Source organism: Spirosoma gilvum, from assembly GCF_054776815.1.
Genome location: NZ_BAAHBH010000001.1, coordinates 1,081,581 through 1,096,818 on the forward strand (window position 1 = coordinate 1,081,581; position 15,238 = coordinate 1,096,818).

At 50.6% G+C, this 15,238-nt stretch carries 9 protein-coding genes; 2 read left to right on the forward strand and 7 right to left on the reverse strand.

Annotated features, from left to right (window positions below):
• Window positions 1-29: 29 nt before the first annotated feature.
• The 6 genes from ACYVFD_RS04315 to ACYVFD_RS04340 all read right to left on the reverse strand — a co-directional run bounded on the left by ACYVFD_RS04315 (window position 30) and on the right by ACYVFD_RS04340 (window position 10,928).
• A complete protein-coding gene (locus ACYVFD_RS04315; RefSeq protein WP_461088523.1) occupies window positions 30-4,001 on the reverse strand; it encodes an FtsW/RodA/SpoVE family cell cycle protein in 3,972 nt (1,323 codons plus the stop codon).
• A 117-nt stretch (window positions 4,002-4,118) separates the two neighbouring features.
• The gene (locus ACYVFD_RS04320; RefSeq protein WP_461088524.1) at window positions 4,119-5,402 is read right to left on the reverse strand and encodes a serine/threonine-protein kinase; all 1,284 of its coding nucleotides are present in this window, start codon (window positions 5,400-5,402) and stop codon (window positions 4,119-4,121) included.
• Window positions 5,403-5,408: 6 nt separating this feature from the next.
• Window positions 5,409-6,989: a serine/threonine protein kinase gene (locus ACYVFD_RS04325; protein WP_461088525.1), complete on the reverse strand. Its 1,581-nt coding sequence runs from the start codon at window positions 6,987-6,989 to the stop codon at window positions 5,409-5,411.
• Window positions 6,989-8,440, reverse strand: coding sequence for a PP2C family protein-serine/threonine phosphatase (locus ACYVFD_RS04330; protein WP_461088526.1), 1,452 nt, complete (start codon window positions 8,438-8,440; stop codon window positions 6,989-6,991). Before ACYVFD_RS04330 ends, ACYVFD_RS04325 begins: the two co-directional genes overlap by 1 nt.
• 362 nt (window positions 8,441-8,802) lie before the next feature.
• A complete protein-coding gene (locus ACYVFD_RS04335) occupies window positions 8,803-9,837 on the reverse strand; it encodes an FHA domain-containing protein (protein WP_461088527.1) in 1,035 nt (344 codons plus the stop codon).
• A 128-nt stretch (window positions 9,838-9,965) separates the two neighbouring features.
• The gene (locus ACYVFD_RS04340; protein ID WP_461088528.1) at window positions 9,966-10,928 is read right to left on the reverse strand and encodes an amidohydrolase family protein; all 963 of its coding nucleotides are present in this window, start codon (window positions 10,926-10,928) and stop codon (window positions 9,966-9,968) included.
• Between the two features lie 291 nt (window positions 10,929-11,219).
• Between ACYVFD_RS04340 and ACYVFD_RS04345 the strand changes: the two genes are divergently transcribed.
• Together ACYVFD_RS04345 and ACYVFD_RS04350 are read left to right on the forward strand one after the other, a co-directional pair.
• On the forward strand, window positions 11,220-12,203 hold the full coding sequence (locus ACYVFD_RS04345) for a methylenetetrahydrofolate reductase (RefSeq protein ID WP_461088529.1): 984 nt from the start codon (window positions 11,220-11,222) through the stop codon (window positions 12,201-12,203).
• A 5-nt stretch (window positions 12,204-12,208) separates the two neighbouring features.
• Window positions 12,209-13,168 carry an NAD-dependent epimerase/dehydratase family protein gene (locus ACYVFD_RS04350; RefSeq protein ID WP_461088530.1) on the forward strand — a complete coding sequence of 320 codons (960 nt, stop codon included), beginning with the start codon at window positions 12,209-12,211 and terminating at the stop codon, window positions 13,166-13,168.
• A 50-nt stretch (window positions 13,169-13,218) separates the two neighbouring features.
• On the opposite strand, the gene ACYVFD_RS04355 is transcribed toward ACYVFD_RS04350, so the two are convergent.
• Window positions 13,219-15,237, reverse strand: coding sequence for a M13 family metallopeptidase (locus tag ACYVFD_RS04355; protein ID WP_461088531.1), 2,019 nt, complete (start codon window positions 15,235-15,237; stop codon window positions 13,219-13,221).
• Between the last annotated feature and the right edge of the window lies 1 nt (window position 15,238).

The following is a 15,238-nucleotide window of genomic DNA, read 5'->3' on the forward strand; positions in this document are numbered from 1 at the left end:
ACCAATGCGGACAGGATGTCCGCGTTACGTTAAAAGCTGCCCAAATAATTACGCTGTTTTAAAATCGGGGCGACTACTGTATTCGCTAAGTTAACCGCATCGGCGGATGATTCCCCCAACTCGATCCGTACGGTAACAACTGTATTCGACCGACCATCGGGTGTCGGGGCAAAAAAAACATACCAGCCATCGTTTTGCTGAACACCCTGTACGATCCGTTCGGGCGTGCCGGTTTTACCCGCTACCCGCGCGACACTAATCTTATTACGACCCGCCGATGGATTGGATTGTTCAATCATGAATTCTTTTAATTGCTCGGCATAATCAGACCGTCGGGCTAGGGCTTTGCCTGCCCCGGTGGACTCTGGCTTTCCTGCCCGGTCGAGTATATAACGCGAGGGTTGAAGGATTCCTTTGTTCGCAATCGCCCCCGCCATTCGGGCCAGCGATGCGGGTGTTGCCGTCAATTGCCCCTGTCCCCAGGCCAGGCCCGAAAACTCACTTCGGTAACGTCTTGGATATTGCGTGCTCTGGTACAACTTCCGGCGTACTACAAACGACGAATCACGCCAGTGCTGCCGAATCTGAAGGCGTTCGGCATCGGTATGGGTGTCAGAAAACGAATAACCACCAATCAGATCGACATTCATCCCCGTAGCTAAGTACAAATCCGCCAGTTCATTATCCAGCGCATTATCGTTCGCTGTTCGGATAAAATAGACGTTGCTCGACCGAACAATCGCTTTGCGCATGTCCACTAGTTCTCCGCAGGGTTCCGATTCCCGTACTCCCCGTCGGATGATCTCCTGGCACGAAATCGGATAGCGAATGGCTGAGGCTGATGAGCCCAATTTGTTAAAAGCAGCCATCGCTGTCAGGATTTTAGCCGTTGAACCGGGTGCTGTTGAATAGGTCATGCCCAAGTCGCGTTCAGTCACCAGATATGGTAATTTCAGCCGATCCCGATCCGACAACAGCATCACGTCGGGCGTTTTTAGATTGGGTAATGGATGTGTCGCCGATGCGAGCACATCGCCCGAACCCGCATCCAGCACCACCACCGATAGGCGCTTATTGTTATACGCCGATCGAGCCAGCGCCTGCTGTAAGGCTACTTGTAATTCCGCGTTGACACTCAGATGAATATCGCGGTTTTTGCCCTTGCGTTCGGCTACTTCGCGGCTATCGATCCCTGCTCGTAACGCCGGAGCCAGCTCGCTGTAATCATAAACGGTTAGCGTACGTGTTTGTTGAACGGTGGGACTAAAGCGATCAGCCTGGTAGTCGGTGGCAATCAGGTTCGTTTTTCGTGGCCGACTGTTAAAGCCACGCAACTCACTAAAATGGGTAGCTTCGGCATAATAGCCGTTACTTTGCCCCCAGAAGAGTTGCGTATTTAGATCGCCCGTCCAGAAAAACAGGTGTTCGCCAAAAGGATAATACCGTTGCAGTCGTTTTTGCGTGAGTGTTTGCAGCTGATCGGCTTTCAGGCCGCTCTGTCGGAGTTGGGCCAACTGCCGGGTAACCCGTTCGGGTGTGCTCGTTGCCAGAACCAGGCCGTTTCGATCGTAGACGGTGCCAGCGGCCAGTACACGGGTCAATCGCTCAATGCGGGGATTATAACTATAAACTGGATCGCCGTTGCGGGTCACTACTCGGGCAGGTCGCACAATGTAGTCGTTGCCACGCCAGCCAACAATCGGCAATAAGCGACCAATCAGCACCACTATGCCCAACAAAAACCCGGCAATACCCGCCATCAGCACAACGTCATAATGTTTTTCCAGATATTGACGTTGCTCTGGTTGCCCCGGCCGCTGCGCCACACTGAATACAACACCCATAGCCATCAGATTGATAATGAGCGAGATTTTGCCATAGCTCAGGAAGGGGACACTAATTCCCGTCAGGGGCAGCAACCCTATGGAGCCGCTGGCAATGATCAGAAATTGAACGCCTGTTGCAATGGCGATACCAGCCACCAGAAAAAAACTAAACGGCTGACCGGCCCGTCGGGCGTGCAATAAAATCCGGTGCAATAAGATACCCATCAGCAGGAAAACAGCCACTACGCCCAATCCTCCAAGTTCCTCACCCAAACTAGGTAGTATCATATCGGTATGAGCGGCTGGTATGGCATTGGCAAACCCTTTTCCTAAGCCCTGTCCTGTCCAGCCGCCCGCTGCCAACGCCCAGAAACCGTGAGCCAGATGGTCGCCCCCATACACATCGTTATTCCAGGGGTTGAGCCACATGGCTTTCCGGTCGGCCAGACGGTTTCCTACAAAGGGTAGCCGGTCGCCGAAGGCAAACATCGCCATCACGAGTAAGAGCAATATCGGCGCTTCGGTCAGTAAAGCCGCCCAGCCAATCCCTGTTTGTGATCGGGCTTCACCCCGCCAGTACATATACCCGACTAACACAACAAAACTGAGTAAGGTAGCCATCCAGCCGGGCAACAACCAGAGTGCCAGGCCATAGCCAAGTCCAGTCGCCAGAGTCAGAGGCAAGTTTCCACGGGCGATGCTGTAAAACAGGAGGAACGTAAAGCAAACCACCAGGGCGGGTCCCATGTCGCCCAGCAAGAGATAGAGCAACATCAGTAATCCTGCTCCGGCCAGTGCGCCCAGGCTTACCCTGAACCGCCAGCGTAGATCGGGCAGTTGACGAATCTGTTGCTCATTGGCGGCAAAGAAACCCGCAAAAAAGATCAGCAACAGATATTTCGTCATTTCGCTGGGCTGAAACGTTAACCCCAGTAGCGACAGATTTACCCGGACACCACTGCCTTCTGGTCCTGAACCAGCGAGTAAGGTTAATGTTGCCAGACCAACCGCCAGGACCAGCCACGTCCAGCCCGAGAGCTGTACCGAAGCCCGATTCCGGAAGGTAAACAGCCAGTCGTACCGCCAATCTGCGTAAAAACGGCCAATAGCCAGCTGTGAAAAAATGGTCATGCCGAGCAAGCCAATCGCAATCCCCTGCAAGGTTTGCCAGGCATACAGCATGTCCTGCAAAGGGTCCTGAATAGCCAGGAGGGTCAGCACGGATATACCCGTTAGCAGCATCAGAATGGGTAATAACAGCGGATCGGGTTGAAAACGACGGAGGTCCCAAAAGGCCTGTACGATCCAAAATGCCAGCATGAACAGGGCCACAATCATCCAGAACTGCATGGTGAAGGCTGTGGGCGTACGAACGGCAAAGGCATGGTCGGTCTTGAGTTGCCCATAAACCGTGGAGCCAATCAGACGTAGTTGATGCCGACGGGCGGTAAAGGTATAGTTCTGATCACTGGTCAGATGACTCGTTCCCCTCCGACTTCCAAACTCAAAACCAGGTTTTAGGGGCACCACGCTATACCCCGAGCCCTCGGCCAAACCCGTAAAGGAAAACCGACCCTCGGCATCCGTTCGGGCGTAGGTAAACCGATCCGGAAGGGTATCGGGTTGAGCCGTAGCGGGATGGCGCTTTAGCTGAACCAGTACATCGGTCATTGGCTGTTCATCATGTGTAACCCGGCCCGCTATTGACGCGGTTCCATTTCCGGCGCTAACAGTAGCTGGATAGGATTTGGGACTAGCCAGTTCATGGACGTAGAGAATCGAGTCGAAGCCCATTTGCTGGCGGGAAACCTGCAACCGGCTCTGAAAATCGGTACCCCCTAATCGACTCCGCCACGCGACCGGAGCCACCACCGAAAATTGCCGTTTATTCAAGGCGCCCAGATTTTCGGGTGAACCGCTTTGTCGGAGTTTGGCAACCAGCGAATCGGCAACGAAGGCTCGGTCTTTCGGGTCGCTGTAGTAATTGCCCAGATTGAAGAGACGCTGAACCGACGATGACTTCAGCCTAAGCTCAAGCGTTAATGCCTGACCGCTCGAAAGCGCTTTTTTTGCCTGGCTCAGTGCCGGGAGCAGGTTCATATACAACCGCCCAAATAGCAAGAGCAGAATAACCGATGCACCCAGCAAATAAGAACGCCCAGAGGATTTATTCATATAGTATAACAAAATCCTGGAGAACTATAAATTAAATAGTTGATTAATAGTGAGTTGCAGTCGTTTTTGTTATCCTGAACGGGATGGCAAAAATCAATTAGCCATAATTCACGTTAGTTAAAACGTCCTGGTTGAATCTGCGACTACGTTCGACGAATCAGGTGGTGTGACAGGCGGTTCAGGTACGGCTTCCGGAGGGCTTTCGGTTACGGTCGAATCCGGTAGGGTTTCCATTGGCTGCTCTGATGAAGTGGTGGTCGTATCGTCCCATATCGGTTCGGTGGCTATTGAGTCAGTTACGGTTTGCGTTGAATCGGCTGTTACGGTTTGAATCTTTCGTTTGGCTTCATCCAGATGGTTTTTATACAGCACCGCCAAACCGATCAGTAAGGTGACTATAAAGAAAATCAGCCCCTTGATCCAGCTTTGGGAGCGCCTGTAGGACTCAATATCATCGATTGGTTCGGTTGGAGTCAGTGGCTGGGGTGGCTGTAGCGGGGCTGCCATTGTCCGTGATGCAACAGCCGTCCGACGATCGACGGATCGACTACCCTGTACTTGTTCAACCTGGGCTTGCCCCAGCAGAAACACGAGTTCACGTACGTCACGAAGCCGTTCGACCGGTTTTTTGGCTAGTATCCACTCCAGGATCGTGTCCAGACTAGGGGGGACGTTTTGCCCGGATGGAAGCCGCAACTCGGGGGGCGGTGTCCGCAGTACGTCGCCCATAAATCGTGCGATGCCGGTGCTATCCGTCATCGAAAACGGTACCCTGCCCGACAGACATTCATACAAGACGACACCCAATGAATAGTAATCCGTGGCTTCATCAACGCCCCGTGGATTATCGAATTGCTCCGGCGATGCGTATTCGTAGGTCATCAACGACTGGCCCGTCATTGTTTGCGACTGTTCCCGCAGGCGGGCAACGCCAAAGTCGGTCAGCAGAAAACGAATTTCACCACTAGGCAAGGGGCGGAAAAGAATGTTTTCGGGTTTGATGTCACGGTGAATAATGCCACGAGCATGAATAACTTTAAAGGCTTCGGCCATTTGCAGCCCTAGCTGAATGGTAGTAGGCACATCCAGATAGCCCTGTTCGCCCAGCAGTGTACGTAGGTTGCCACCCTCGACCCATTCCATCACAATAAATGGCATAGGCATGTCTAGCTGTACTTCCCGCACCCGCACCACGTTTGGGTGTTGGATGTCGGTCATCAATTGCGATTCGAGTCGAAACCGACGAAGCGTGTCAGCATCCGTATTGACCGTAAAGTGCTTGATAGCGACCAGATCGCCCGTTGCCAGATGACGCGCCTTCAGTACACGGGCATTCGAACGCCCCAGTTCACCAATGATTTCGTAACCCGGAAAATGTATATTGACGCTTACAGTTGGCATGGTCAATCAATTTAGCGAGTCTGATGAAAGCGAATTTGATAAAGTAGTACGCATTAGAGAATCTAGCGGAGGGGCAAACTGATGCCCAACAATTTTATAGGTAAGCTTGGTGCCCCGATCGCTATTGGGCGCAGTTTCAATGGCCGACGAATTGGGACCAACGTTTTTGAAATATACTTTTTCGGACTTGTACAGCCCACCGTTATCCTTGTAATAGTTGACCTTAACGGCAACTGATGAAAACGTTACCTGACTCGGGTTACTCAATTGAAGCTGAACGTTTTTGATCCCGCCAAAAAAGCCCACACGGTAGTCATTTACTTTAATTTTCAACCCCTCAGCCGCAGCCAGGGCTTCCTGTCGGAGCTGCTCCCGCCGTATGGCTTCTTCCGCTTCCCGCTGATGACGCTCTTCTTCACCACTAGAATTAGCCTCTTCTATCGAATCCCTTTGGGCGACTGTTGGCGTATCGGCAAGCGTAGTACGGGTACTGGCTTTGGGTTTGAGGATGCCAACGTACAGGCCAATGATACCTATCAAAATGGTCAGCGCCAGTGCGGCCCATTTGAGTCCACTAGTCGTTGGTTTACGACGGGGGGGGCTTTGCACAGACCTTGTTTCGGTCGAGGCAGCCTTGGCAGGTGTTACAAGTTCAGGCGTATTCGTTTCTGGTTCACTGATTGACGCAGACTTAACCGATTCTACTGGTAAATGTCGGGTCTGCTGGGGACGATTCGACTGTAAATAAGCCAGTTCGGCCTGTTTGATGAACCACGTCAATTCGTCTGGATCGCTTAGTCGGTCTACAGCTTTCTTTTGTAATAGTCCCTTCAGTAAATCTGTAAATGGGCTAAGGGTCTGATCACTTGACGAAATTGTCAGGGCGGGTGGTGCTTCCGTCAGCACTTTATTCATAAACGTCACAATGCCTGTGTGATCATCCAGGGCAAACGGAACGCTTCCGTGCAGGCACTCATACAGGACCACACCCAGGGAGTAATAGTCTGTGGCAACACCAACATTCCGAGGATCGTTAAACTGCTCAGGCGATGCATATTCGTAAGTCATCAGCGACTGCCCCGTCAGTGTATTCGATTGTTCGTGCAGGCGGGCTACCCCGAAATCGGTCAGCAGAAAATGCAATTCACCACTAGGCAGTGAACGGTACAGAATGTTCTCAGGCTTAATATCGCGGTGCACAATTCCCTGGGGGTGAATTGCTTTAAACGCACTGGCCATTTGAAGACCTAACCGACTGATCGTTGGTACATCCAGCGAACCCTGACTGGCAATGAGCTGATCCAGACTTCCCCCTTCAATCAGTTCCATGACCAGATAAGGCAGCTCGGCTTCCAGACGAACCTCCCTGACCTTTACGATATTGGGATGGGCGATGCTGGCCATAATAGCCGACTCCCGCTCAAACCGACGGAGCGTTTCGGCGTCGGTATTGAGCGCAAAGTGCTTAATCGCCACCAGCTCGCCCGTTGCCAGGTGACGTGCTTTCAGGATACGGGCGTTGCTCCGTCCTAATTCGCTCAGCACTTCATAACCCGGAAACCGCGTATCAAATCGAATCGTGGACATTAATGCCGTCGTGTTTTAGTTGAATCAGGACCATTTTGCACCGACATACTGATAACGGCTTTGCGGAAGGTATCCTGCCGAATAGCCGCGCTGATAGGCAAACCCACGTTCTGAAAAGACACATTTGTAAGCTGTATTTTTGCATCGTGGGTTGTTTCGATGCCTGTCTTAAACCCACGGATCACAATATTTTCCAGTTGAACAACGCCCTTTCGACTAATCTGTAAGGCGACCGGTATTTGCACCGAATCGGCGGGCATCAGAACAGTTGGTCGGCTGCTACCCAGGATACCTTGTAATGAGTCGATAATCTGAAGCGGTTTCGTAAGCCGGAATGTATCGGCGGGTAGAACCAGCTGGTGGTCTTTGCTGCGATAGGCGGTTTGTAGCAATGAGTCGAATCGCATATCAGAATTCGTAACCAATGATGTCGCATTCGGCTGACTACTGGTCGTTGACAGGCTATCGACTGCTGTTGTTTCAGCTTGGCTGGATGGCTGGTATTGATACCATATAATTCCTGCAATTAGCCCTAGTGCGATCAGACCAAACAGAATAAATAACCCCGTTGACGATTTCCTGGCTGGCTTTGGCTCTACAGGAGCTGCCTTGTCACCGACAGATGGAACAACTACAGGTTGTGATTTCGGTTTAAGGGTCTGGACCACGTCGACTGAACTCGTCGGAGTCTCAGTAGTTTGCACATTATTTTGGGCCAGAACGACAGTAATGTTGTCCTTGCCTCCCTGCTGATTGGCAAACCGAATCAATTCAGACAACTTTTCATCAAGGGAGGTCTTCTGGTCCAGAATCGCCTTGATTTGTGCCTGGTTGATCATGTCCGTAAGTCCGTCACTACAGAGCAGTAACTGATCGCCGGATAGAAAGTCAGTTTCGCCCGAGTCCAGAAAATCAGGATCATCGACCCGGTGTACTACTGAGCCAACATCCCGCAGAATTTCGTTCCGGCGGGGGTGTTGCATGGCTTCGGCTTCGGTCAGTTCATTGGCATCTTCCCGAATCCCAACCAGCGAGTGGTCGAAGGTGAGTTTTTCGAGTAGGCCCTGGCGGTATCGGTATAATCGGGTATCACCCACATGAACAAAGTACAGCTTACCCGCCTGAATATCTACGATGGCAGTGGTCAGGACACAACACATGCCCCCCAATCGTGGCTCCTGCTGCCGCTCCTTGTAGATTTGATTATTGGCAAAGACGACCGCTTCGCGCAACATCGACAATGGGTTGCCGTTGGGCGTGGCCATATACTGCTCAATCGACTCCTTGGCTATAGCCGCAGCCCGGTCGCCACCGGCATAGCCACCTACACCGTCGATAACGGCGAGTAAGGCACTGGTTTCGGCCCAGATCGTTGAGCAAATAAAGGCATCCTGGTTATCACTTCGGCGTTTGCCAATGTCAGTCCCGCCGGTAAATACTAATGAATTCATTACTTCTTTTTGACAGGGAGCCTATTTAAACTTTTATTTTGATGGCGTTTTTGTCATTCCGACGCAGGAGGAATCTTCGGTAATCACTAAACATCTCCTCATCCGAAGATTCCTCCTGCGTCGGAATGACAAAAACGCCCCTGTTTGGGATCAATTTGTAAAGGTTTAAACAGCTTCTGGATTAACAGCCGGGCCGACGTGTCGGATTTATAAGATTAATTTTGCTCAAGAAAATCCTGTACATCTTGTTAATCCTGTTAGCTAAAGGATTGTTTATTTATCGCGGTAAATCCTGAAAATGTTTTAAGACCAGGAATCCAACGAACAAGAGCAACACGATAACAACTAGTGTATCCATCATCTTAAATGGTTCGTTGAAAGTTAAGCGTAACCATACTATTGAGCAGAATTTGGGCTTTATCGGGCAGGGTATACCACTGTGGACTGGCGGGTTCACTGCGCGGAATAAGCTGTTCATTCACGCGGGTTTCATTTCGGCTGAAAGATGCCAGCTGAAATGTATGAGTTACATCGTCGTACCGAATACGGGCGTGGGGATTCGATACATAGACCGATTCGAGGAGTAAATAGTTTGGGAAGTGTTGATTTTCAGGCTCCTTTCTAGCTATTACGATCTCCCGGTCGCGCATCAGGTACGAATCCTCTTTGTTCAACTCGGCAATGTAATACGTAATGTCGGCCAGTCCGGCAGCGATACTACGCGGTAAACTGGTCGCATTTCGGGTGGCTGATCCTGGCATCGTAGCCCGCTCGCCGATCGAGGGCGACGAGTCAAACTTGAATTTTACGACAAAAGCACCTGGCTCGCGAAAGTCGATATGCTGGAATGTATTGAGGTCCACATCCACTTTTTCATAGCGGTTTGTTTGCTTGACCCGGCGCGTCACATGCAGTTTGTCCGATGATTGACGTTGCTCATTACCCGGCAGTATACCCGTAAGTGCTCCCACTACATAGACATCCGTTGGAGAGACCGTTTCACCACTAAACTCCCGGCCACCCCCAAACTTAAAGAACCAACTGGAGGCTACGGGAGCCACTCGTTCGTATGCCCCTTTGTGCGATTCAATGATGGTTTTAAAAGCCTTTATGGCTTCATCGACGATGACTGGAAATGCATTCTGGCGTTCGTCGTAGGTATCCGGGTGCAGAATAATCAGATAGTGCGCGTTGAACAGCATGCTTGATCCGACCGACTCCCGGCTTATGGAATCCTCAAACGAAGTCACCAGCTCGTCTAAGATGCGTTTATTCGTCACCGTAGCGATGGGTGTGCTTTGGTTCTGGCTGGAAGGCACGAGTAAATTCCCTAGTTTTTGAAGCCAGTTGGGCTGATCGGCCATGTGTGAATGCGAATAAGTGCTTACTACACCCATAAACGCAAACGTTCAGCGTTTTCTTTTGCCATTCATCATGTTGATGGGCCCTATCTATCCAATAACATCCACTCGGCTCGAAAAATAGTTATTCGGCAAGGGTGCGACACCATACCGAATTGTTGACCTTACTTAGGTTGGGATGCGTCGCGCCGGACCCACTGATACGCTTTTAGGGAATTCTTCCAGAAGTATTTTTCTGCCACGCTTCGGCCTTTGCTCAAAAAATAGTCGCTAACCAATTTCAATCCGGCATCGAAAGGCAGCCATTGATCGCTGTTCGGCCAGTCGCTGCCATACAGCAACCGATCTTCTCCGAATAGGTCGAACAACGTATCCAGCCGGTCGCGATAGAAACTTAGTTCCTGCGGAACGGTCCCGTCTACTCGGCGCAGTACTTCCGAGATTTTTACGTAGACCTGAGGGCGCTGACTCAACGTCTGCAAGCTGGCTTCAGAGGCTTTTCGGGCTGCGGTTTCCTGGGGAGGGGTCATCTGGGGAAGATGATCGATGATTACCCGTAAGGTCGGCACCTGATCCGTTAACCGAACGATGGCTGCCAGTAAAGCAGGATTAGGGTTAGCTGTATCCAGCACTAATCCTGCCTGCGCCAGTGCCTGAAGGTCGGATACAAATCGGGGATTCGATAGCTGAGCAGACAAATTCCGGTTCCAAAGATTACCATACCGGATGCCACGAAATAGCGGATTGCGTTGGAAACGATCCAGCTGTTGGCGGAAATCTGGCTTTCCCGGCTCAAGGTTGCCAATTGTTCCGACGATAATCTTGTCCTGCGCAGCTTGGTCGAGAACCCACTGGTTGTCGTCGACCCAGGGGCTGGCTTCCACCACAATGGCACCTACAATGCCAAGGGGAACAACAACCTGCCGATACCGGTCGGGAAGTGCCGGTTGGTACAGGATGCCATCTGTAGGCATCGGCCAGGGAACACCCTGCGGGCGTTTTGTGTCGAATAGGTGGATATGGGTATCAATAATGGGGATTGCCGGATCTTCACCCCAGCTTAACGAAGAAAGCCCAGCCGTTGCGGAAGCGCCAGCGGTTAAAGCAAGGAAATTTCGACGATTCATGGGGAGCAATTTAGTGATTCAGGTGAAATGACAACGAACTAAAATTCCTAAACTTGGGGTAAGTACTTACTTCGATTCCTTTGTCATAAGGCTAAATGCTTCAAAGGTTTGAAATTTATCCGAATCTACTTGTCCAATGGACTCAGGCGAACCATCTTTGCTGAACCGTAGAATCGGCCCACATAGGAGCCACTGGGCTGTACGTATAGTTTGTTCAGGAAAACTCCCGCCAGTGAAAACAAATCGTTTCTCTGTCGAAAAAATACCTGGAGCTTTAGGTTTACTACCATTATGTTTCTAGAAAAAATCAAATCTGCTGAATCAGGTGTGTTGCTTTACGGCATCACTCCGCCCAAAGTTGATACACCTGCTGAACGCATTGCTGAGATTGCCAAAAAAACAATAGAACGACTGGCTACCCTGGATATCGATGCCCTTGTAGTCTACGATGTACAGGATGAGTCGGCCCGTACAAAAGAAGAGAGACCATTCCCCTTTTTAACCGCGCTTGATCCTCTTGTTTTTGCTTCCGGCTATCTGGGCGCTTTATCAATTCCCAAAATAATCTATCGTCCTGCTGGTAAATTTTCCAATGAAGAGCTTTCCGACTGGCTGGACGAGCTACACCAACAGAATTTCTATCCTGTTTTTGTGGGTGTACCGGCACCAGATTTTCCCGTAAAAACGAGCCTTTCAGAAGCTTACAAAATCTGGAGTAAGCACGAGGATACATCCGTTATCGGCGCTGTAACCATCCCGGAACGGCATAACCTGCTGAACGATGAGGATGTCAGGATACTGGATAAAATGGATTGTGGCGTGTCGTATTTTATCTCGCAATGCATTTTCAATCTCGACTATGCCAAACAGGTGATCGAAGACCTGGTTCAGCGTTGTAGCCGACATAATCGGACCCCGCCGACGGTCATTTTTACGATTACCGCCTGTGGATCGGCCAAAACGCTCCAGTTTATGGAATGGCTGGGCATTCATGTACCGGAAGAGTTGAAGGAAGAACTGAAAAAATCGGACGATATTCTTGAAAAATCCGTCAGGATATGCCTCGACATTGCCTCCGCGCTGACCACCTTCTGTATGGAACGCTCCATTCCATTCGGCTTTAATATCGAAAGTGTCGCCATTCGCAAAGCAGAGATCGAAGCGTCTATCGATATAGCAAACGGCATCGGGCAGATGCTGAAAGCAAAAGGAGTTAGGAAGTCGCCAAAAGAGTTGGACGTTACGAACAGCCTGCAAACGAATAGCCTAAACTAACCTTCATGCGTGTAGTCGTTATCGGTGGTACTGGCCATGTGGGGACTTTTCTGGTGCCCCGCCTGGTGGAAGCTGGACACCAGGTTATTTGCGTTTGTCGCCAGCAGCGAGAACCTTATCAACCGCATGAAGCCTGGCAACAGGTCCAACTGGTCTCTTTAGATCGCACCCAGTTGGAACAACAGGGCATATTTGGACAAACCATTGCTGAACTCGCCCCTCAGGTGGTTATTGACCTCATCTGTTTTCAGCTTGAGAGCGCCCGGCAACTGGTGAGCGCCCTGGAGGGCCGCCTGGAGCACTACCTGCATTGTGGAACCATGTGGGTACATGGCCACAGTGTCGAAGTACCAACGGATGAATCTCAGCCCCGACATCCATTTGGGGACTATGGTATTCAGAAAGCGGCCATTGAAGATTATCTCTTACATCAGGTCGATCAGCAACGTTTTCCTGCCACGGTGCTCCATCCGGGCCATCTGGTTGGTCCGGGCTGGCTACCCATCAATCCGGCCGGAAACCTCAATCCCGATGTGTTTACTCAATTAGCACAGGGACAGGAAGTTCTTTTGCCAAACCTGGGTATGGAAACCTTACACCATGTACATGCCGACGATGTGGCTCTGGGCTTTATGCAGGCACTGACGCATCGGGCTCAGGCTGTGGGTGAGAGCTTTCATATTGTATCGGCTAAAGCACTAACCCTGCGAGGCTATGCGGAAGCGATGGCAGCTTGGTTTGGCCAACCAGCCAGGTTACGGTTTGTTCCCTGGGAGGAATTTCGGAAACAGGTATCCAGCCGAGATGCCGACTTAACCTGGGACCACCTGGCTCACAGTCCCAATGGCAGCATTGAAAAAGCTCGTCGATTATTGAGCTATGAGCCTCGTTATAGCTCCCTGGATGCTATCAAGCAGGCGTTGAGCTGGCTACGGGATCGCAATTTATTGACAATTAGTCGGTAATACCGTCCGAATGGGTGGATGACCTCTAACCACTCTTGCCATACCCAAACTTACCAGACTGTTATTCTCTCCGTTTCGGGCTTAAACATTTTATCGCCCGGTTGCACGTTGAAGGCTTTGTAAAAGGGAGTGAAGTTCATCAGTGGACCGTTTACGCGCCATCTGGCTGGTGAGTGCGGGTTGGTGTTTACATACATACGCAAAAATTCATCCCTCGTTTTTACCCGCCATATCCTGGCTATCGAAATGAAAAATCGTTGATCGGGCGTAAAACCGTCCAGCTTCGTAGTATCTTTTCCCTGCTGGGTCAATTTAAAGGCATCGTACGCAATGGCAACACCAGCTAAGTCGGCGGTGTTTTCGCCTACGGTTAAAGCGCCTTTTATGGGCACCGAATCCAGCACGGTAAACCGATTGTATTGATTGATGACCTGCTGGGTTTTCGCTTTGAATTTGGCATAGTCTGCTTTGGTCCACCAGTTGGTCACGTTGCCAACCTTATCATATTGAGCCCCCTGATCGTCGAACGAGTGCGTGATTTCGTGACCAATCACCATGCCGATACCGCCGTAATTCAGCGCATCATCGGCATTCACATCGAAGTAGGGTGCTTGCAGGATACCGGCCGGGAAAACGATTTCATTGAGTGGAGGATTGTTATACGCCGTTACGGTCGGGGGAGTTGTCAACCATTCCGTTCGGTCGACCGGCTGGCCTACTTTCGCCAGATTGTAGAGGTACTCATTCTTATTGGCCGATAACCGGTTTTCAAAATAAGCGTCCCGTTTCACATCTACCTTCGAATAGTCCCGCCATTTATCCGGATAGCCGATTTTCTGACTGAAGGCGGCCAGTTTTTCTTTCGCTTTTGCCTTCGTGGAGTCGCTCATCCAATCCAGCTTATTGATGCGGGTTTCAAAGGCTTTTTTAAGGTTGTCGACCAGAACAGCCATCCGCTTTTTGGCTTCTTCCGGGAAATATTTTTTGACGTATAACTGAGCCAGGGCATCGCCCAGTGAGCCGTCGATGGCCTGCGTCATCTCTTCAGCCCGTGTTTTCTTAACAGCCTGGCCAGTCAGAATTTTGGTATAGGCAAACGAGGCATCCGCAAAGGGCTGGCTTAAGAAATTCGCATAATTGCTCAGCGAACGCGCTTTTAAATAGATTTTCCAATCCGGGAGAGAAACTGATGTTAATAGCGTATTCAGCCGGTTATAATAAGCCGGTTGGCCTACGTTGACAGAATCTGCTTTTACGCCTAAGTCACTCAGCAACGTGGTCCAGCGTAGAGCAGGCTGTTTTTTCGCCAGCACAGCAACGGCCAGTTTATTGTAATTCGCCTTTACATCCCGAAGTTCGACGTTGGTTCTATGAGCGGTGGCTAATTGTTTTTCGACGGTATAGGCAACGGCTGCATTTTTCTGAGCATTCGTTGCATCAGTGCCTATTAATTCAAAAAGGCGGGTAAGGTATTTTTTATAGGCAGCCTGGATGGCAACCGTCGACGAATCAGTCTTAAAATAATAGTCTCGTTCGGGTAACCCGATTCCGGTTTGATAAAACTGCGTAATATTGACCGTACTGTGCTTGTCGTCGGGGCCTACCGAAAAACTAATGACGGAGCTATTGCCAACTTTCTGCTCGTCAGCCACCAGCTTCAGCAAAGAAGCAACGTCAGTGACCGCATCGATGCGGGCGAGTAGTGGCTTGATGGGCTCATACCCGCGTTTGTTAATCGCGACGGTGTCCATTCCGGAAGCATAAAAATCACCTACCTTTTGTTCGGTACTTCCGGTTGGATGCTGACTTGCCGCAAGACTGTCCAGAATGCCCTGCAATCGAATGCGCTGGGGGTAATTCAAAAAGGAATATGAACCTACGCCCGTTTGGCTGGCCGGTATGCGGGCCGTATCGTACCAGATACCGTTGGCGTACCTAAAAAAGTCATCCCCCGGTTTTTTAGTCGTATCAATTCCCGTTATGACCACACGGTTAGAATTGGTATCCGAGACTTGCTTGCAGGCTCCTGCCAACAACAGCGTCATTACGACATAGGGTAGACTTTTCATG